The organism is Dehalogenimonas sp. THU2, from assembly GCF_039749495.1.
Taxonomy (GTDB): Bacteria; Chloroflexota; Dehalococcoidia; order Dehalococcoidales; family Dehalococcoidaceae; genus Dehalogenimonas.
The window spans coordinates 56309-77419 of record NZ_JBDLLU010000008.1 but is presented as its reverse complement, the minus strand read 5'-3'; the positions used below and the strand labels follow the sequence as shown (position 1 = coordinate 77419).

Genomic DNA, 21111 nt, shown 5'->3' with positions numbered 1-21111 from the left:
GCATTTCTCCTTACGGGCTTTGAAATAATGCTTTGACCAGGTCCAATCCTGTCTCGCTTGTACACAGCGGCTGTGACTGGCGGCTCCGGTCCCTATAGACAGTCATGCCTTTCAAGCCCCAATCCCACGCCATCATGAAGACGCTAGCGATATCGCTCCGGGAGGCCTGATGCGGGAAGTTGACCGTCTTACTAACGGCATTGTCGGTATGTCTCTGGAATGCGGCCTGGATGCGCACGTGCCACTGCGGCGATACCCGGTGGGCGGTGACGAAGACCTTCCGGACATCCTCAGGGACATCTTTTCTATCCTGGAGGTGGTTGGAGGTGACCAGCTGCTCGATGAGCTCCGGGGTGAAGAAGCCCCTCTCTCTGGCGACTTCCTCGAAGTAGGGATTGACCTCAAGCAGGTTCTCGCCATCGAGGATGTTCCTGATAAACACGGTGGCGAAAATCGGTTCGATGCCTGAGGACACCCCGGCGATGATAGAGAGCGTGCCGGTGGGGGCGATGGTGGTGCAGCAGGCGTTGCGCATGAGAAGGCCGCGCTGCTCATAGACGCTGCCACTCCAGGCGGGAAAGACGCCTCGAGTCAGAGCCAGTTCGCGGGAGGCTTCATGGGCTTTATCGTTGATAAACTCCATGACTTCCTCGGCCACGGTGATAGCCCGGGTGGAGTTGTAGGGGATGCCCAGGCGGATGAGCATGTCGGCAAAGCCCATGACCCCGAGGCCGATTTTCCTGGTGCGCCTGGTGGCCGCCTCGACGGCCGGCACCGGGAACTTATTGATGTCGATGACGTTGTCGAGGAACCTGACGGCGGTTTTGACCACCCGCGCCAGCCGGTCGTAGTCAATAGAGAGCGTCCCGCTGTCCCGTCGGAGCATGCGGACCAGGTTGATGGAGCCGAGGTTGCAGGACTCGTAGGGCAGGAGTGCCTGCTCGCCGCAGCCGGTGACCGTCTCCATCCGGCCGAGGGCGGGGGTGGGATTGTCGCGGTTGACCCGGTCGGTGAAGACCAGCCCCGGATCACCGGTGCGCCAGGCTTGGTCGATGATGCGGGCAAATACCGACCGGGCGTTAAGGCGTCCGGTTTCCTCCCCGGTGTTGGGATCGATAAGGAAGTAATCCTCTCCATTCCTGACCCGGGTCATGAAGTCATCAGTGACCGAGACGGAGTTGTAGAAATTGGTCAGGACGTTGGGATCGGACTTGGCTTTAATGAAATGAAGGATATCCGGGTGAGTGACGCTCATGACCACCGAGTTGCAGCCGCGCCGTATGCCGCCCTGGCGGATGTAATCGGCCGCGCCGGCGATGACGTGGACAAGAGCCACCGGGCCGCCGGCGGCATCCAGGTGTTCGCCTACCGCTGCCCCCCTGGGCCGGACCCTGGAGACATCGAAGCCGATGCCGCCGCCACTCTTGTGGATCAGAGCGGTGTACTTCACCGCGTCGAAGGTCTCTTCGATGGAATCGGGCACCGGCAGGACGAAACAGGATGATAATTGCCCCACTGCGGTGCCGGCGTTAAGGAGGGTGGGTGAGTTGGGCAGGAATTCAAGCGAGGTCATCAGCCGGTAGAACTCGCCGGCCATGATGTCGGTATCGGCCAGAGGATCATAGATGAGTTCGGCTGAGGCTACGGCCTGAGCGACGCGGCGGAACATCTCTTCCGGCGTCTCTATAAGCTCGCCCCGGCGGTTGCGACGGAGGTAGCGCTTCTCCAGCACCCTGAGGGCGTTGGGAGTGAGCGCCGGCCTGGTTTCTTTGATTATATCGATGACCATTTTCTCTCCTATGAAGGAAAGGCGTTTTAAAGGGTGGGCAAGCCCCGCGGTGAACCCCGATTACACCCAGGGAGCCCACGGGAGGGGTTTCACAGCTTATTAAGCCAGACTGGTCGCAACAGCCCGGCACCCTGGTTTCCCCCACCGTGAGGCTTGCCCGAGAACGACGATTAAGTTGTTAAGGTTAGCTAGTCCTGGCCGAACATGTAAGAACTGACGAAGACGGTGAAGCTGATGTCCGATGCCGACTGGAATTGCCGCGACGGCAGGCGGTTGACGAAGAAAGCCATGACATTGCCCGGCGCGCCGCTGGATTCAGCATGGGCGATGATTTCAGCTTTTCCAGCGGGATAATGAAGGCCCCGGAGGTAGTATTCTAGGGTGACCGAATTCATCTTCGGCGGCTCAAGCAGGGCCTCGGCGCCGCTGGTTTTAACCTTGACGACCGCCTTCTCCATAATCATCATCATCTTATTCCTCGCACTCTAAAATTCTGTTAGTTGTCGCGGCGGGTAGATTCGGTGCGGATGCGGCCGGCGGCCACCATTGAAACACCGATCATGAAACAGGCCAGTACCATTTCAACAATCATTGCGCCTCCTCTAGCCGCGAGCTTGATGCCTGATGCCCGCAACCGTTTCGATACAGGGAACTAAAGTCGCACTTGCATTTAGTTGAAGCAATATGACGTCTGGCAATAAGCATAATCGATGGCCAGGAACTAATCGGTAATATAAAGTAATGATGTGGTAATGGACGGGTTGTAATTCGATAGTGAGTGACGGCGAATGGAAGGGGGTGAGGAGTAAAACACCCAACCTGTGGGTGTTAGGAAAAAGGGGACAGCCCTTCACCAGACTGCCAGACCGCCTAAGTTGTCTCTTTCGCCCGGCCAGCAGCTGAAGGGTATTCAGTTAATAGAACCTCAAATCGGTTGAGGTTGGGAAAGAAGTACTGAAGTCTGATTAGTATGCAGAAGGCGAATCAGTGATAAGGATATAACCTATGCCAGCTTCATTTTGTATTACCGCTTGGGAAGCACCGATCGAATCGAGTTTTTTTCTTAGGTGATTTACGTATACCTTTAGACTTTGCCGGGCGCCCGGATATTCTTCGCCCCAAAGAGTTTCGGCGAGCGATTTATATGTTACTACCTGCCCAGTTATCCGCATCAAGTGATGAATTATCTTTCCTTCAGTTACTGTCAATTGCAACTTTTGGCCACTATAAAGCAATTCTGTAATCGAACGGCCAAATCTCAAACAACCGGCTTTAATTCCTATATCTTCCTCGGGCGTTGAAGTTCGCCTGAGTAAAGCTTTCACTCGTGCTAATAGTTCCATCTGTTTGAATGGTTTGACAATATAATCATCAGCTCCTAAAGCTAATCCTTGAACAATGTCCTTTTCATCCCCGCGAACTGTGAGTACTAATACCGGTATTCGAGAAAATAATCGAATTTGTTTTAGTGTATCAAAACCACTCATATCAGGTAGCCCGAGATCCAGGATCACCAAATCTGGTTTCTTGCTTTCAATGAGCTGCAGCCCACGGCCGGCTAGGCGAGCCGGTATGATCTCGATAGTCGGCCAGCCCATTTGTAGGATCAATGTCACATTGTCAATGATTGCCTGATCATCTTCAATGATAAGAATCTTCATCGTTGTCCCCCCATTTTTTACCCGTTAATCGGGACATTAAACCAAACATGGCTACCTTTGTTCCGAATACTCCGTACCTCGATGGTCCCACCATGTAGTTCAACAAGGATCTTCGATAAGGCAAGTCCTATTCCAAGACCGCTCAGTCTTTCCCGATCGTAGGCATTCTGGTGATATGGTTCAAATAACCTTCTCTGTTGTTCCAATGTAAAGCCTGCCCCGTTATCATGCACAGAGACAACGAGCATCTCTCCCTTTACTTCCGCATGAAGGCAAATCTTTCCCCCATCTGGTGTAAATTTGAATGCGTTATTTAACAGATTCAAGATCACCTGCCAGATACGTTCTCGATCTAACGAAACTTGCGGGATGGGTTCGGTCAATTCAAGTGACAGCGTATGGTGCTGTTTTTGCGCTTGAATGGAAACAAAAGCTGTAATGTCTTCAAGCAACTCTTTTATGTCAGTAGGCTCCGCTTTAATGGTGAGAATCCCAATTTCTCCCTTCGCTAGATCGAGTAGTTCATCGATTCTGTGGTTGAGGCTGACTGCTCCTTGTCTAAGCTGCTCTGCCAAGTTATGCCATAGTGGTATCTGCAGTCCATTCGCCAAGGCATCACTTGCAGAGACCATTGGAGTCAAGGGGGTTTTAAGTTCATGTACCAAAGCGCGGGTAAATTGAATTCGCCGTTTTACTTCTCGTTCAAGCTCTTCGTGGAGCGCCTTTTCTTTTTTGTATTGTTTTTCGAGTTCGTGTGTGCGTTCTATAACTTTGGCTTCCAAGCGGTTACGTTGATCGGAAAGAGCTTTCACCCTCAGTCGGTAACCAGAGTAGACGATGCTCAAAACAATAAAACCTGCCATTAATGAAAACCACCACGTCTGCCAAAATGGATAGGCAATTGTGATGGTCAAGTCAGTGCTGATTTCGGTCCATATTCCATCGTTGTTCGACCCCCAAACTTTAAATACGTATGTACCGGGATCTAGGTTAGTATAAGTGGCAAATGGCTGGCTATAGTCTGTAAAATGCCAGGTCTTATCAAAGCCTTCAAGCATATATCGGTAGCTATTTTTCGTAGGATCAGTGTAATCAAGCGCTGTGAAGCCAATTGAAATGGAGTTTTCTGTGTATTTCAATTCCAATATTGAATAATCGGCCACTAATTCGGGAAAATGTCGTGCAATGTCATTAACAAAAAGATCAGTAATATGAACAGGAGGGATGTGACCGTTCGTTTCGAGTAAGTCGGGTTCGACGATAACGAATCCGTAGTCCCCCCCGAAATAGATTTTTCCTTCGCTGTCTTTGGTGCACGCGCCCCAATTGAATATGCTCTCCTTTAAGCCAGCATAGGGAGTAAAATTAATAAACGTATGTTCCTCAGTTGTGCTTCGTGTTAAACCACGATTCGTTGCCAACCATAAATTCCCGCGATCATCTCCAATGACACTATAAACGATATTGCTCGCGAGGCCATCATCCATCGTGTATGTCTCAAAGCGTTGAGTAGCGAGATCGAATTTCGATAAACCGCCGCCGTTAGTCGCCAAGTATAGGTAACCATCGCTAGATTTATATAAATCGAATATTTGATTATTGGCAAGACCGTTTGGAAGGTCCTTTTGGTACTTGTAGTTGTAAAAAATGCCTGATTCGGGATCGAATCTGTTTAATCCGTCTCCCGTAGCTACCCACAACGTACCATTGTCACCTTCGACGATTGAGTACACAGTATTATTACTGATACTACTTGCGTTTTCAGGCTTGTGAGTATAAAAGGTAAAACCTTCTTTGACAGGATCGAACAGGGCTAGCCCCCCGGTGAATGTTCCCAACCAAATCTTCCCCGAACTGTCTTCGAGGATTGTTCGTATTGAATTCCCTAGTGAACCGCCTATTGGATAGTGTTTATAGCACTCAGTAGTCGGATTGAATTTTACTAGTCCAGCTAACGTACCTATCCATAGGATACCCGAAGAACTTTGGTGTAGAGCTCTTATAGAGTTAATATTTGTTTGAAACAAGTTTTCAGCCTTAAAGAGGTATTGTTTGAAGGTGTTCTCAGATGACAGCAGATTTAAGCCTCCGCCATCGGTTCCAACCCAGACAGACCCAGGTCCGTCTTCCAGCAATGCAAAAACCAGATTGTTGTTGAGGCTATCCACATCACCTGCTACATTGTAGAAAAGAGTAAAAGCATTTCTTTTCAGATCGAGTTTACAAACACCACCACCATACGTACCAACCCAAAGAATTCCACTATTATCCTGGCAAATAGCCCTTATTCTGTTGTTACTCAGACTTGCAGCGTCGCCGGGTTTATTTTTATACGTGGTAAATTGTTCTGTAGTTGGATCTAGACGATTCAATCCGTTCGCTGTTCCGATCCAAATCATGCCAAGTTCATCTTGACAGATGGCGTACACGGTATTGTCGCTTAAGCTATTATCGATCGGATCGAACCGGAAATGCTTAAACGCATTCGTTTCTGGAATATATAAATCAAGCCCTCCGATAAATGAGCCAATCCAAAACCTCCCCGAATCATCTTCGTATAATGAGACAACAGGACCGTCACTGATGCTATCAACTTGTTGGGAGTCATGGGCAAACCGAACAAATGAGTCTGAGTCAGGCAAATACCGGTTTAAGCCATTTGAGGTTCCTACCCATAAATTCTGGTCGCTATCGACTAAAAGACTAAAAATGTTATTACTGCTAACAGTCTCAGGGTCATCAGTAGAGTAATATCGTTGAAAGGCGCCAGCAGTTGGATCTAAGCGATTTAGGCCTTCCGCGGTTCCAATCCATATATTACCATTCTTGTCCTCAGCAATAGCCCTTATTTGATTATTGCTGATACTTGTACTGTCTGGGCTAAACTGAAACCGCTTGAAACCATCAGTCTCTGGATCAAACAAATTCAAACCACCGCCATCGGTGCCTACCCATATTCGGCCGGTGGAGTCGAGAAAAAGCACATATACCGAATTGCTCGATAGAGAAGACTCATCTACGGGGTTAAAGTCATAGGTACGGAATTTGATTCCATCATACCTGGACAAGCCTCCGTATGTGCCAAACCACAAGAAACCATAGCCGTCTTGGATAATTGAGTAAACGAGGTTATGCGGTAAGCCTTCGTCTACCGATAGTTGTGTAAAATAGAGGTTATCCGATTGGGCTTTCGTAGATGTTTCCAGGGTGACAGTAGTTAAGCCAATCACCAGTACACCTGAGAGCAACAACCTGAATAATGACCGCATGCCTAATACCCACCGACATTCCCGATGTACACCTGTGTATGAACTCCAGACTTGCTGTTACGAATAGTAATTATACGCCCGACAAACGTAAAAGGAAACCCAACCGGTATTTTGTGCTATTAGGAGGTGGTATGGTCTGGATCTATACACTCGACTTGTTGGGTATCGGAGTGTAACCTTACGTGGCGCTCTGATAATCGACCGCGGTGTTTTCCACGATGCCTTCTTGGACCATTGCATCTACAAACTTGGTAAAGTCATCAACAATCATCTCCGGGCTTGCCCTGTACTTTCTCGAAAGTCGGTTTATGATCTCCCACACGGTATTACTACCATCACACAAAGCAAGTATCTCAAGTCCTTGATCGGGAATTGAAAGCGCGTTTAATGATTCGGGTTCAACAATAGTTATTGAGGGGTGGGCTAGTGCAACACTAGCTTCATTGCGGATGATATTTGCTCTAATGGAAGATAAATTGAAATTGATTCGCTCAATTGTGACATTCGGTTTTAATCGTGGAATGAAATTGAGAGTCAGTGCAAAGGCGACCCGCTTACTGGCTTTTCGATTATGTGAGCATATAGTGTGCGTTAATAGCGGGTCACTTTGCTCGAAGTGAGCGAGATAAAGGGGTAGCATAAAATCTTTGTCATAACGATACCCAATTAGTTCGAGTAGATCAGCACTCTTATAATGCGTAGCGATTTTTTGCATGCAATGCCTTGCCAGCTCGCGAGCTTGAATTTCAGATATTCCTGACTCGACAGAATATAAGACGCTTAGGTGGAATTCCGTTTCTGGCCCATCATTAATTTTTATGACACCATATTTTTCGGGATCTCGATAAATACCCGACCCTTTCCCAAGGTTGAAGTATTCGACGAAAAACGTTCTTATTATATTTTGACTAGACATTAGAAAATCGACTGTTTCTTTTGCCTCACCTAAAGTTTCTCCTGGAAATCCCACCATAAAGTAGACATGATTCCAAATACCAGACTCATAAACGTTGCGACAGACCTCGGCAGCAATGCTCTTCGTAGTACCTTTAACCATGAGCCGTAGCACACGATCACAGCAAGATTCGAACCCCATCGATAAAAAGCGGAAGCCGGCTCTAGCCATTTTGCGACACAATGTCGGTGTAAATTGCTTTTCCAGTCTGATATTTGTTGAGCAGTTGATCGATAAACCCCGCATCACAATTTCATCTGAGAGCTTAGACAGCACTTCCGGTGAAATTCCCTCATCGCAAAAAGCAAAATGGCGTATCCCATGTTTATGAGCTAAAGACTCAATATCACCTATCACTTTCAATACATCTCTAGGTTGGTAAGGTCCACCCCATCCCAGAGTATGACCGCAGAATGCGCAATTATTCCAATAACAACCCCTCGAAGAGAGTAACGGTAAAACGGGTTCAGGACCGAAATATCGCTCTAGGTTCAGACCGTCAAAACATGGCGTTGGCAATGAGTTAATGTCCAGGGGAGGCGTAATGTTAGTGGTGTGGATACCATCACCGTCATAGTAGATGAGGTTGGGTACGTCCTCGAGCGTCGTTTGTTGTTTAAGGGCTTCCACTAGTTTTAGGAGCGGCAGTTCCCCTTCGTGAAGTATTGCGCTGTCAAAAAATTCTTTGAAGAACTGCTCATGTTTGGTAATCGCATCCGCTAAGACCGTGACCACGTGCCCGCCGATACAGACATGCGCTTTATCAAAGCTGGATTTGAGAATCCGCGATAAGGTCAAGGCTGGAATTAACTGGCTTTCAGCAGCAATAGTGATTCCAATGACGTCCGGTTTCTCTTCTTTAATGGATGGGATAAGGTTATCTCGATAAAGCTGGATAAACGGATTTTCTGCATGGTTCCTCGTAGCGCTAACGAGAGACTCGAAAGACCCGGTGAAAGAAGGCATTTCCAGCGGAGCAAAGCTCAAACTCGTAGGAGCGTAAGCCGCAGAGATAACCGAAAAAGTTTGATTCAGCGTTTCCCTGGCATGTGACAATTCGATTGGACTGTAAAACGTCTCACCGTTCCTTATTTTTCTCTTCGCTGCTTCAACTTTTGTAACCAACGTTCCGACCACCGACTTGGCCATGTAAATATTATTGTATAAGCGCTGTTCAGTACCAGGCTCGAGTCTGCTCTTCTTTTCGAGCAGCGCGAATTTTTGTGCGAGCGTTCTGGTCAGGTCATTGAGGTATTTTTCCGAGAGCATTATGTCGTAGGCTTCAATGTTGAAATCTTTCTGGATCACATCAATCCCTTTTTCCTCTAGGTATGCACAGAGCGACGGTCCAGCCAAATATGGCCGAAAAGGCGTGAAATGTGGGGGAAACAGGAGAAGAACTTTCATTGTAACCCAATACCAATCCCTAAAGATCCATTTTATAAAATATATACCTAATCGTTCGCATCTGAGAAATATGCCATTACTGTTTGGTTGCAATTCATTGTTACGGTCGTAGGATTATCCATGGTGTTATCGACATTTCCGATCCAGATATTGAAAACCCAACCTTCAATCGCAACTGCCGTAAGATCGACGACAGTACCCGAGACATACCTGTATGTGCCCTTTGCAGGTATAACTTGACCCTCACCAGATACAAACAACGTTAATGTAAAGGTTGTAGCTACAGGTGTCACAGTATCATCATGACGATCTTCAACTGAAGATGTTGTCGGAAGTATGTGGTTATTATCGGCATTTGGCGAGTCTGAAATCACCGGTGAACACGCAATTAAGGTAATACACCATACGATGATAAGTGTAACATGACCAGTTCTATTCATGTTTCAACCTCCAAGAACATCATAGAGTTGAACGCGAGGGGAGTTCGGTGTTGAACTCCCCTCGCGTTCCATGATGGATTTGGGTTATGCCATAAGGGACGATTACTGTGCGTGTTTCTGAGTCGCTCTACCATCCCACATGAAGGGTAAAGTCTCTTTTTGCCAGAATTCAGCGGATTTGGGATTGAACGTACCATTCAACGGCGGGCTTATACCAGGACCAAACTGCTGAAGTCCATAACCCATGATCTGATCCATGTCCTTGAAGAATGTATTAAAGACTGGGGTGGTACCCAAAGTGGCTTTAACGATCTCATGGACACTGCCAATCTCAAGATGCGAAAACACGCAGTTTGCCATACATATGTTGCAACCACCCGCGCAAAGGTTACAATGAGTATCGCATGTCGACATGTTATTCCAGAACACCTTCTTGCCCGGGATAGAGAAGGCAATCCCCGCTTCGGCAAAGCTGTTGGCAAACGAAGGGACTTCCCAACTGGGTTCTTGGTCGGTATTGATAGAGTCGCTGGGACATACTTTGGCGCAGTTGCCGCAGGTATGGCAGAACTTCCAGATACCTGCGTCGATCGGCTTGGTCGGGACCAATGGTAGGTCGGTCGACAACATGTTATGGGTTTGGGTCATTCCATAGGTCGGGCTGATTGATTGACCACCGATACGTCCCTGCTCGCTGCCACCGCCCAAGGCGAAGAAAGCTGGGGTTGGACCGACTGAGCCGCTGAGACCTTGCCAGCCGAGGGTAGCCAGAAACCGCTGACCGGAACTGACGACGACACCGGTAACCTGGTTTCCTTTGCTATGAATAGCCCGTGTCGAAGCGCTGGGTGCAACCTGGAACTCAGCTAGCATTTCCGGATACATAATCGGAATGTGGGTGATTCCAGAGCTCGGGAGAACCTTGCCCTTCTTCGCGTCATTATAACCGACTTTAGTGTCTTCGATCGTATACCCGTTCGAATACACAAGTTTTAAGGTGTTCTGGGATACCGGCACGTAGGACATACTAAAAGCTCCAAACGCCTTAAGCGCCGTTCGTAACAACTGAGAATTTTCCTCAGGTGTACCTTCGTACTTCGGTACACCAGCCGCTTCGGGTGAGGTGAATGACGTTGCAGCGGGAACCCACGGATTTGTTGAACCGGGAGGATTACCCACCGTTCTTAAGAACGCGTAATCTTGTATCGAGAAGCCGGGTTTCTTTTCGGTCTTCCACTTTTTCTCAAAAGCGGCAGTGTCGGTGACGACCTTAGGCCAATTTTGATCATAGATGGCGTTGTTGGCTAGGGTGTGTTTGGTCGAATCAAAGCGTTTTACGAGACCCCAGTCTATTTCGACCGTTGGATTTTCATAGTCCCGTTCTTTAACCCACCAAGGCCTTCGAGGGTTAGATGTATCCCCGGCGGCCATCATTTCGTCCAAGTCATGAAATGCTGGTGCGGTCAAAGCTGCTGCCCCAATGCCGGCTCCGGCAAAGCCTAGACTCTTCATGAAGTCTCTCCTTGAAAGCGTTGAATGGAAAAGTGACATAAATTCTCCTTTGTTCTTAGTATTTTTCTCTGGACCTGGTCTTTCCTGGTGCTATCCGGACTTTTCCCGAGGTCAATTTCAATTAATTCGCTTCCTGCACCTCCCTTTGCTCAGAGTGTGAACATTAACAAATTACTGTGACATATTTGAGAAGAACCGTTGCTCTGCCCCATTTGGTGCCAATTCCCATTTCCACCAATCAACACCAGTCGCGTTAAATGTGCCGGTCGGCGGGCCGATACCAGCTTTAAACTCCTGATTACCGTAACCGAACATTTGATCCATATTGGCGAAAAATCCATCAAGCATAGGAGTGTTGGCAATAATGGATTTAATCGTCTCATGAATATTCGAACTATTCATTTTTGTGAAGACACAACTCGATACACATGAGAGGCATCGTGAAATCGACATGCTGTAACTAGTACAGGTTGACGCATTGAACCAGAACGCCTTTTTCCCTGGGATGGAAAATTGGGCTGAATTGCCTGGAATTTTACTGTAAACATAGTCTGGTAACTCCCAAGTAGGTTCATGGTCGGTGGGAATAGAAGAACTGGGACAGACTTGGGCGCAATTCGCACAACTGCAGCAAAACTTCGCGATACCAGCGTCGATTGGATGGGTGGGTGCTAACGGAAGATTAGTAGTTATGGCACTCGTGCCTAATCCGATGCCGTAGCTTGCCGAGATAAGTCCACCTCCGGTCCGTGCAATCTCACCACCACCGGCGAGACAGCTAAATCCAGGTGCTGGACCGATTCCACCGTTTAAACCATCGTATCCTAATGCCGCCAAGAACCGGGAGCCGGAACTGGTTGCCTGATCTCTGAGCCTGTTTTGTAAATTGTTACCGGCGTGGCCCAAAATGCTTGGAGCCGTCATGAGAGAAGTAACTGGAGTCAATGAACTTACTGGAATTACAGTCATTCCCGAATTTGGAATGACCTTGCCCTTGTTTGTATCTAAATAACCGTTTGCGGTATCTTCAAAAGTATAACCATTACTATAGACAAGATTTTTTGTGTTTGCGGTCAGTGGCACGTACCCAATCAATGCTGCACCGAAGAAGCGAAGAGCAGACCGGAGTATTCGAGCGTTTTCCTCTGGTGTACCTTGGTATTTCGGAACTCCTAATTTTTCAGGAGTTGTGGCCGTTGGTACCCAGGGAGCTGTAGAACCAGTTGGAAGACCAACAGAATTATTCAGTGCATTATCCTTTAGCGTGCAACCGGGACTATTGTCGAGGATCCATTTTTTTCGATTTTCAACCGCGCCTGTTAGGACATTTGGATAGTTGGTATCATACAAAGCATTATTCGAAAGAGCGCTATTTGTTGAAGTGAATCTCTTTATCTGGCTCCAATCTAGTTCCATAGTGGGATTTTCGAGCTCCCTCTCTCTGATGAACCAAGGCCTTTTAGGGTTAGCCATGTCACTGGATGCCAGCTCATCAAGGTCATGAAAGATCTGGGAAGTCAGTGCGCCGACGCCGACGCCGACCAAACCTAGGCTCTTCATGAAGTCTCTTCTTGAAAGCGTTGAATGGAAAAGCGACATAGAATTCTCCTTTGTTTTTGTATTTTTTCTGGACCCGGTCGTTTCCATGCCCCCTGGACTTTCGCGGAGGTCAATTGTTCATACATTCTCCAATTCCATGTTTTCAGGTTCTTCAGCCTGGCTTTGACACAAGCTTGGCATGAGCTTCTTTCAAGCTAATAGCAAAACCGGATAGATGTTTCTTGGATTTGACGACATAGATCTGGTTCTTGACTAGACTAAGAACTTCTCTGAAGAACTTGCGAGGATTGGTCAGAACAATCTTGAAATAGCCGGGATCGTGTTTAAGGGTGAAACGGAACCGATTCAAAGCGTAAGTATTTAGGTAATGAGCCATGGCTTCGCTGATCATTGAGTCGGGTACATCGCTGAGGTTTATACGATTGGAGTACTGCATCATGTAATCAGGCCACTCGGCAAGTGTCTTGGGCGGGTTTATCATCCCGTGCTCGATGCAATAGTCAAAAAGTTTCGTTCCAGGTAGTGGACGAAAACGGTTATACAAGTAGTAAGGGTTGTCCAGCCTCGCTAAGAGTTCGTGGGTCGCTTTAAAATCCTCTGCTGTCTCCGTGGGGAAGCCGTGCATGATGTAAAGGGAAGCACGGATCTTGTTCTTGATAAGAAGCCAGAAGGTCTCGACCATTTGGTCGACGGCAATGCCCTTTTGAATAAATTCGAGCATCCGCTGACTGCCAGTTTCGAATCCAAGAGTGACCGACACGCAACCAGCCTTTGCCATCATTGCGGCATCTTCTGCCGATAGATCGGCCCGACAATCGCAGCTCCACGTTAGCTTGATCCTATGCTCTCTGAGGAGACGGCAGAAATCGCGAAGGCGCTTGCGGTTGAAGGTGAAGTTGTCATCATTAAAACGGATATGTTTGGCACCGTAGGTTTTTTGAAGGTGCTGAATCTGCGCAATCAGGCGTTCCGCGGAAAGATAGCCCAGTGATCCTTTATTGAAAGAGTCGTTGTAACAGAAAGCGCAGTGGTAGGCGCAGCCGCGGCTGGTGTTGAGATCGAGTTCCCGGTACTTAGCGGCATCGACCAGGTGCCAGGCTGGGTCGGGCAGTTCGTCCATGTCCCGGACAAAAGGCCGGTGCTCGTTGATGACAACTTGGCCTCTTGCGTCCTTGAAAGCCAGTCCTTTGATGTCCTCGAGTATACCTAGAGAACCTTTCTCCAGGTGATCGCACAACTCAACCATAGTATGTTCGCCGGCGCCGATGACGGCAAAATCGACATAGTCTTCAGCCAAGGTCTGCTCGGTCAGCACACTGGGGCAAACGTTGCCCCAGACAATTTTGACGCTAGGCAGGAGCGATTTGAATTGCCTAGAATAGTTGATGGCGGCTTCCATGTTCGGGCCGACAATGACTGAAAAACCTATGACGTCCGGTTTGAACCCGGCCAACTCGGCGGGCGTGCGGTTGTCCATAAACCCGTCGTAGACCTGGACCTCATGGCCGTGCTTTTCCAGCATGGCGCCAATGAAGAGCAAGGCGTTAGGCAGGTTGCTGGAGTTGGCAAAAGCCCGTTTAAAAGCCGGGGTGGTGGCGGCTGCTAATAGTACTCTCACAACATGTATCTCCAGTCCTTAATTCAGGTAGTAACCAATTCTCGGGTCTCTACGGCTGGGGCTAGTTCCGGGGCATCTAGCTCAGCCTCAGTCGGGAAGATGGATTTAACGCCGAACTCCCTGGGTTCATCACGGAGAAAGTGCACATTAAGCAGGTGTCGTCTGGCGGCTACGGCTGCCTGTTCGACGTCTTTCGTTGTGGCTCTTTGCCAATGGTTCTCAGCCACCCTGGAGTATGCATCTAGGTGATACAGAATATTTCGGTCAACAGAGGCGATGAACTGAGAAAGTTTCTCGACCTCTTCATCATCTATATATCCGGGGATGATTACCGTCTCGGCCAGAATAGCTATTCCGGATGCATGGATCCTCCGGAAATTGGAAAGTATCTGCCGGTTTGAAAAGCCGGTATAGTCGATGTGTAAGTCCTCATCGAAGCACTTAAGGCCTACCGCTACCTTGTCGACGTGCGAAAGATCAGGCATATTCAGCCCATTAGTCAGAAGGATATTTTGGGTTTTGAACCTTTGATGCAGGGTTTTGGCGATTAAGGCGAAACACGGGTCTAGAGATGCTTCTTGGCCTTCGAAGATGACTGAAGTCGGCCTGAGGTCAGATAGGATACCCATTACACTTTCAAGATCGAGAAATCTATTCGGAGGTGCCGCTTCACCTTTGGGCTCAGCAAGGTAAAGATGCATATTGCGGTCGAGCATTGAGTCGTAAGGAATTTTTCGGAGGATACAGCCCTTACAGCGGATATTACATCCCCAGAAATGGAGATATGCTTGCCTGGTGGACTCGGCGAAGGCTATGTTATAGACGTTGGTCAGCATCAGTTCCCTTTTTTAAGTCTGGCAAGCCCCGCGGTGAACCCCGATTACACCCAGGGAGCCCACGGGAGGGGTTTCACAGCATATTAAGCAGGCTGGTCGCAACAGCCCGGCACCCTGGTTTCCCCCACCGTGGGGCTTGCCGTTGGCACTATTCACTTTATGAGTCTACCTAAGTTGGCATGATCCCCAGTTTTAACCGATGACACCAATGCTATCGGAAAATACTGGTTTTGCCATCGTATTTTATGCGTAGATTTTCTAGGCATTGTGATACAATGAAGGTATCAAAGGTGGATGGTAATCGTAGATAAAATAACCTTATACCGCCTCGCTTTTACCACGGGCTCTTCCAAAGGTATCAGCATGGACATATAATCCGGGTCGAAAGGTCAGGGTCCTAACATGGAAAAAGAAGCCAAGTACCAGATGCTTTTTGACAATTCACGTGATGGCATCGCTCTTATCGATGCTGAGACTGGACGAATAGTTGACTGCAATAAAGAGTATCGGTTGCTTACCGGAAAAACGTTCGAAGAGCTGATCAAGATGAGGGTGTGGGAGACTCGCCCCCCAGAGCAACAGGCTGCAGGGGAAAAGGTGTTCAAAGAGATAGTTGAACGAGGATATGGAGGGGCTAATCTTGATTACTTGAGGGAAGACGGATATATCGTACACACTAGTTTCATCAGTCGCTTACTTGCGATTGACGGGAAGAAATATATCCAGAGTCTGGTCCGAGATGACACAGAACGGGTAAACAAAGAAAAAGAATTAGACCAATACCGGAATCGGCTTGAAGAGATGGTTCAGGTTAGGACCAGAGAATTAACAGGCATAGTGGAAAAACTTGAAGCTAGTATTCGAGATAGTAAGCTAAAACAAGACCAGATAGCCTTTTTCGAGCGTAAATTGCGCGATTTAACATTGGAATACATTAAAGCTCAAGAAAACGAACGTAAACTCTTAGCGGCAGAACTCCACGATCGCGTTGTTCAGGACTTAGTACATATCTGCCACTACCTTAGCGAAGTCTTGGAAGAGACTGCTGGATCGCAGAAGCTTCAAGTGTATGAGGTGCTTCAACTTATAAGAAGTACTCTGAATGAAACTAGAAGCATCATGAAATCACTATACCCAATCACGCTCACAAGATATGGCTTGATTGAATTGATAAAACAAGAACTTAGACTATTGGAAGATAAAACAGGACTGAAAGTCCAAATGACGAGTAACCTAAACACACGATTAGTGCCTCAAATTGAAACAGCTTTGTACCGTGTCTTCCACGAAGCGATTCTAAACATCGTGAAGCATAGCCTGACCTCAACACAGGTAATCGTTTCCGTTGAAAGTAACGGTGAAATTGTTAGTCTACGGATTTCGGACGATGGGAAGGGTTTTGATATCGACTCGATACTAAATGGAGAATCGGGAGGGATTGAAGGAATGAGGCAGCGGATCGAACTCCTTGGTGGCTCCTTTAAGATCAATAGCCATCTAACACAAGGTACCGCAATAGACGTTGCAGTTCCTTTTGAACCATCCGGGTGGGCTGACCCGAGGGATCGAGAGAGGAGAACACTCTAATGGATCAGAACACTTTTCAGGATTCGCCGCTGCCAGTTGGACGGACAATAACGATCGCCCTAGTCGACGATCATGAAGTTGTTCGGCAAGGATTGCAGACGATGCTCCAAAGGGAAAAGGATATAGAAGTCTTGGGTCAAGCCTCTGATCCGACTGGTGGATTCGAACTCGTCAGGGATTTAAGACCCGATATTGTTATATTGGACATCCAACTTGGTGGATCAGATATGGATGGGTTCACGCTGACGCAAAAAATTCGGAGTGAATATCCATCTACTGGTATCCTGCTTCTGACGGGGTATGATTCGGAGTTGTATCTGACTGAAGCTATTAAGTCAAAAGCAGACGGATTTGTGTTGAAGGAAAGCCCGAGGATGGTACTGGCTTCAGCAATCAGAATGATTTGTTCTGGCTTATGCGTATGGGATACTCGAGTCTTTTACAGGGCAATGGGCAACATATCCCGGCAATTAACAGAACCGACGATTAACAATCGATACGTGAACGAAAAGTTCGGTGCAGTATTGACCGACAAAGAAAGACTTGTGTTTCATTTACTAGCAAAAGGCTACTGCAATAAAGACATTGGGAACCAATTGAAATACACTTCGGCAACTGTAAAAAAGTACGTTTACAGATGTATGAAGAAGTTGGGAGTGTCGAATCGGACTCAACTCGCAGTGTTGGCTCACAACTACGGAATCAACTGAATTGAAAACTCTTGCAGCAATTAACACAGAGAATCCAATCGAAAAAGATGATCGTGCTCACGCGTTATCATTGTTGCTTGGATTGGCGATAACGCTTAGTGATGTCAATTCCATAGATGTTGACAAACCCCAATTCCGGAACCGGAAACAGTTTTAAATCATATACATGTCCCAGGTGTTGAAGTTCATCAGTTTTCATCGTGCCAGTTCGAAACACTTCACGAACCGCCTGTTGCCAACTGGGAGGAAGGGTTTTTCCATATCTGGTATGCCAGCATTCCAATAAAGGCCTAGCGGCGATATTAGCAAATACGATTACGCCTTCTGGGGTGACCTGAATGATGGGATTCGGATTTATCAGAGGCAGCGTCGCAAGGTTCCGTATCTCCTGCTCAGCTCTCTTACGCTGCGTAATATCATTGACAACGCAATAGACTTTCCACGATCCGCTATCGTTTGTTGCATCAGAGTGTCCCGCGATAGAAACTTCCTTATGAAATCCATCACTAGCAATTAAGACACATTCGAAGCTACTTTCTCCTTGCCCGTTCAACCGATTGAACCCTTCCCGGAATAACGCTCGCCGCTCTATCGCAACAAAGTCAATGAAGTCTTTACCTAACACATCTTCGCGAAGGTATCCGATCATCTCAAGTAGATTAAGATTAGCTTCTAAAACACACCCTTCGGCATCTAGCACCAAATATCCTGCCGGAACTTTATCGATAAGAGAGCGATAGTATTGTTCGCTGTTTTGAATTCTCTCATACTCCACGAGCCTTTCGATAGCAATCCCAACGTCATACGTTAGGGTTTCCAATTGGTTTACAACACTCAAAGGAACCATGTTCTCGTTGTGATCGGCAATGTGTATTAAACCAATAATTTTGGTACCAGACTTTATCGGTATTAGCGCTACCGATTCATAACCAAAAGCACTGCAAGCGTTACGAGTAACTCCTTTTTCGTCATCTGCAACCGATGAAAGAAAGGCCGTCGTGGCATTGATGTAAAAGGATCCGGATGGTGTGTAATATGGGAGCTTCGGATCTGTCGTTCCCGTTATTACGTTGATGCACATGCATTTGTCTGAAATGATCGATAGAGCGTTCTCGAACTCAAAAAATCCGTTCGCAAATCCGCTATAGGCACGATAGGGTATACTCCCTCTTTCGTCCACTAATCTTATCGCGCTCACAGAGCACCCGGTGATGTCCTTGATTTCAAGCACCAAATTGTTCAAAAGAGATTTAACGTCGGTAGCCTTGTTGATGAGCGCAAGGATGTGGTTTCGAAGCACCAACTTAAGTTTGGGTGTACGATTTGGCCCACAGTTTTTCATACGCGGATTCACTGGAAATTTATCCGTCGGCTTGTATGTCATAGATTTATTAGGGGAAGGAGTTTGATTTTCCTGGAGGTCAATTACCATTTACGGAGATTCTATTCTAGTGGTAGGCCAAGTTCAAGAGAATTATACTTATTTGTTTCTGTAACCGGACGAAGTAGCCAGAAGCGGGCGAGTTCAACATTTCGTATGGACCCACTTAAGATGCGGCGATTAAGTCCTTTATGCGTTCGACTCGTCTCTGGGGGAAGGAGTGTTGAATTATCGAAGGTCCGGAATTTTCACTTGACAACTCTTGGTCAAATCCGATTGAACGTCGCTTCAACAAAGACCACACTTTGGCGATGATCCCAAACATCCCAACCGGTTTTAACAAATCCCCATCTGAATCGGACCAGACAGCTCGAACTAAATCAGCATCAACATATTGGCTGGACAAAGAAATTATGGGCACGTCGGACAAATCTCGTAATGCTCTTATGAGCTTAAAACCTTGAGCATTCGGCAGGTCAAGACCGATTGCTACGACCGCAGGGCGGATTTTTTTATATATAGAGATAGCTCGGGTGTCCTCACTGGCAACCACCTCTATCCCTGGCCATCCGACATGGAAGGCCAGGGATATCGTGTCGATGACATTATGATCCCTAGTGAGGACCAAGAATCGTATATGATTCATGAATGCTCCGGGGTGTTACGCTATTTTTTTACCTTTGTCCTGGGGCGCCTGGGAATAGACAGCGTCAACATGAATCGTTCCAACTCCTGTGATGTCAACGCCCATCGCATCCTTTAAGGCTTTTGCGAAGTTATCGTAAAGAGGCCCCGAGGTTTCATATTTCAGAAATGTCCCTTTCACTTGGTAAGTTGTAAATGGGGGAGCGACGGGCACTTTCATAGCGACAATAGCTACTTTTTTCGTGTCCTGTAGATTCTTGAAGGTCCTTGTTGTCAGGCCATAGAGATCAGCAAATGCTAATGTACCGGAATTAACCACCTGCATACTCGTCTTGGGAGTAACATTGAGTTCACCACCCCGGCTGATGGTTGCAACCATTTTAGGTACTGCGGGATCCTGGAACAGGTCGATTACTTCTTTGGGCAGTGTCGCCATACTCGTCCTCCAATACATATTCCCCGTAGGGTTGTGCAGGATTATAGGCTTACGTTACGTCATTGTCAAGACCTTAGGAAAATATGATTCCCTTACATCATTGCCTTGAATGGGCGGTATATGATAAAATAAGACCATGAATGGCGAATCTAACAAACCAGGGATGGTATTCCAAATCGGTGATGTTGCTAAGGAAGTTGGAGTAAGCCTTCGGACTGTACGATATTATGAGGAAGAAGACTTACTAGAACCAACAGCGGTTACGCCCAACGGGCTACGACTGTATAACAAACGCGATATCGTCAGATTGCGTTTTATCAATACGCTCCGACGCCTGGACATGAGCGTCGATGACATCAAAGCCGTGTTGGGTTTGAATGTACCGGCCCCCGGCACCAAAGCGGAGATACTTGAGCGGTCTCTCAAGGCACTAAAGCTTACTAACAAAAAGATCGACGAACAACAATCAATTCTCAATGATTTGAAGAAACATAACACCACTGCTTTTGAATCTGTATTGACATGCCTAAAATGCGACCGTCCGAGTTGTCAGGACTGCCCACAGTGTGTATTTATCCTGTGATAATGAAACTCTTTCTTATTCTCGAGAAGGTGGTTAATACTCAAAAGACCTTGGTTTTAATCTTATCAATGCACAGGATGGGCTTATTCCCTGATACAATCGCCCTGCAAGGACAACAAAGTGAATATTAGAGAACTAATCTGTTGTGGCATTCTCACGGATGAAATTAATAAAATTGTTGTCGATTACAAACTTAAAATTGAACCTGTTTATTTTCAACCTAACTTACATGTCAATCCGGAAAAGATGAAGCAACTTTTTAATGGCATCTTTAACCGAAAAACCAATGGTCCAATACCCTTAATATATGGTTCTCGTTGTCATCCTTGTTTTCCCGAATGGATAGATCGTCATAACTTGATCATTCCCTCAGAACCTGATTGTATAGAGATTATTCTTGGAAAAATGAGAAGGAATGAGTTGGAGAAAGAACAAAAGACTTTCTTTGTTACGCCCGGTTGGATTAAACATTGGGAACATATCTTTAAAGAAGGGCTTCATTGGGATGATATCGATGCCCGAATCAACTTTGGTAGGTATGACAGGATATTGCTTCTTGACACCGGGGTATGCCCGATAGATGAAGACTCGATGTTAGGATTTTTTGACTACACCGGAGTGCCTATCGAGATTTATCCAGCCTCTCTCTCGAATTTAAAAACTGTGATGACAAAGACATTGAGGAAATCTGCTCATTCCCAGAACTGTTAAAAAACTTGGAA

17 protein-coding genes are annotated in these 21111 nt (G+C 47.0%); 4 read left to right on the top strand and 13 right to left on the bottom strand.

The features are described 5' to 3' along the window. Positions 1-10 precede the first annotated feature (10 nt). The 10 genes from ABFB09_RS05765 to ABFB09_RS05720 all read right to left on the bottom strand — a co-directional run bounded on the left by ABFB09_RS05765 (position 11) and on the right by ABFB09_RS05720 (position 15047). Positions 11-1789: an adenosylcobalamin-dependent ribonucleoside-diphosphate reductase gene (locus ABFB09_RS05765; protein WP_347000550.1), complete on the bottom strand. Its 1779-nt coding sequence runs from the start codon at positions 1787-1789 to the stop codon at positions 11-13. A gap of 188 nt (positions 1790-1977) precedes the next feature. After that, complete coding sequence (locus ABFB09_RS05760; RefSeq protein WP_347000549.1) at positions 1978-2259, bottom strand: DUF2795 domain-containing protein; 282 nt, start codon at positions 2257-2259, stop codon at positions 1978-1980. Between the two features lie 495 nt (positions 2260-2754). Beyond that, on the bottom strand, positions 2755-3450 hold the full coding sequence (locus ABFB09_RS05755; protein ID WP_347000548.1) for a response regulator transcription factor: 696 nt from the start codon (positions 3448-3450) through the stop codon (positions 2755-2757). Between the two features lie 17 nt (positions 3451-3467). Beyond that, positions 3468-6680, bottom strand: coding sequence for a two-component regulator propeller domain-containing protein (locus ABFB09_RS05750; protein ID WP_347000547.1), 3213 nt, complete (start codon positions 6678-6680; stop codon positions 3468-3470). Positions 6681-6897: 217 nt separating this feature from the next. Then, entirely contained in the window at positions 6898-8982 is a 2085-nt protein-coding gene (locus ABFB09_RS05745) for a PqqD family peptide modification chaperone (protein WP_347000546.1), read from the bottom strand. 146 nt (positions 8983-9128) lie between these two features. Beyond that, entirely contained in the window at positions 9129-9521 is a 393-nt protein-coding gene (locus ABFB09_RS05740; protein ID WP_347000545.1) for a hypothetical protein, read from the bottom strand. 102 nt (positions 9522-9623) lie between these two features. Beyond that, the gene (locus ABFB09_RS05735; protein ID WP_347000544.1) at positions 9624-11033 is read right to left on the bottom strand and encodes a reductive dehalogenase; all 1410 of its coding nucleotides are present in this window, start codon (positions 11031-11033) and stop codon (positions 9624-9626) included. A 171-nt stretch (positions 11034-11204) separates the two neighbouring features. Further along, complete coding sequence (locus ABFB09_RS05730; RefSeq protein WP_347000543.1) at positions 11205-12632, bottom strand: reductive dehalogenase; 1428 nt, start codon at positions 12630-12632, stop codon at positions 11205-11207. Between the two features lie 112 nt (positions 12633-12744). Further along, complete coding sequence (locus ABFB09_RS05725; protein ID WP_347000542.1) at positions 12745-14211, bottom strand: radical SAM protein; 1467 nt, start codon at positions 14209-14211, stop codon at positions 12745-12747. Positions 14212-14234: 23 nt separating this feature from the next. Continuing rightward, positions 14235-15047, bottom strand: coding sequence for a radical SAM protein (locus ABFB09_RS05720; RefSeq protein WP_347000541.1), 813 nt, complete (start codon positions 15045-15047; stop codon positions 14235-14237). Positions 15048-15449: 402 nt separating this feature from the next. On the opposite strand from ABFB09_RS05720, the gene ABFB09_RS05715 reads away from it, so the two are divergent. Beyond that, the gene (locus ABFB09_RS05715; protein ID WP_347000540.1) at positions 15450-16634 is read left to right on the top strand and encodes a PAS domain-containing sensor histidine kinase; all 1185 of its coding nucleotides are present in this window, start codon (positions 15450-15452) and stop codon (positions 16632-16634) included. Then, positions 16634-17344 (top strand): response regulator transcription factor, encoded by a 711-nt coding sequence (locus ABFB09_RS05710; RefSeq protein WP_347000539.1) that lies wholly within the window; start codon positions 16634-16636, stop codon positions 17342-17344. Before ABFB09_RS05715 ends, ABFB09_RS05710 begins: the two co-directional genes overlap by 1 nt. Positions 17345-17411: 67 nt before the next feature. Here ABFB09_RS05710 and ABFB09_RS05705 read toward each other — a convergent pair whose 3' ends face one another. The 3 genes from ABFB09_RS05705 to ABFB09_RS05695 form a co-directional block, all read right to left on the bottom strand. Continuing rightward, positions 17412-18776, bottom strand: coding sequence for a PAS domain S-box protein (locus ABFB09_RS05705; RefSeq protein WP_347000538.1), 1365 nt, complete (start codon positions 18774-18776; stop codon positions 17412-17414). Positions 18777-18891: 115 nt separating this feature from the next. Further along, positions 18892-19371: a hypothetical protein gene (locus tag ABFB09_RS05700; protein ID WP_347000537.1), complete on the bottom strand. Its 480-nt coding sequence runs from the start codon at positions 19369-19371 to the stop codon at positions 18892-18894. Positions 19372-19386: 15 nt separating this feature from the next. Continuing rightward, positions 19387-19806, bottom strand: coding sequence for a pyridoxamine 5'-phosphate oxidase family protein (locus ABFB09_RS05695; protein ID WP_347000536.1), 420 nt, complete (start codon positions 19804-19806; stop codon positions 19387-19389). A 136-nt stretch (positions 19807-19942) separates the two neighbouring features. Between ABFB09_RS05695 and ABFB09_RS05690 the strand changes: the two genes are divergently transcribed. Together ABFB09_RS05690 and ABFB09_RS05685 are read left to right on the top strand one after the other, a co-directional pair. Further along, complete coding sequence (locus tag ABFB09_RS05690) at positions 19943-20389, top strand: MerR family transcriptional regulator (RefSeq protein WP_347000535.1); 447 nt, start codon at positions 19943-19945, stop codon at positions 20387-20389. A gap of 120 nt (positions 20390-20509) precedes the next feature. Continuing rightward, positions 20510-21100 (top strand): DUF1638 domain-containing protein, encoded by a 591-nt coding sequence (locus ABFB09_RS05685; protein WP_347000534.1) that lies wholly within the window; start codon positions 20510-20512, stop codon positions 21098-21100. Positions 21101-21111: the final 11 nt, after the last annotated feature.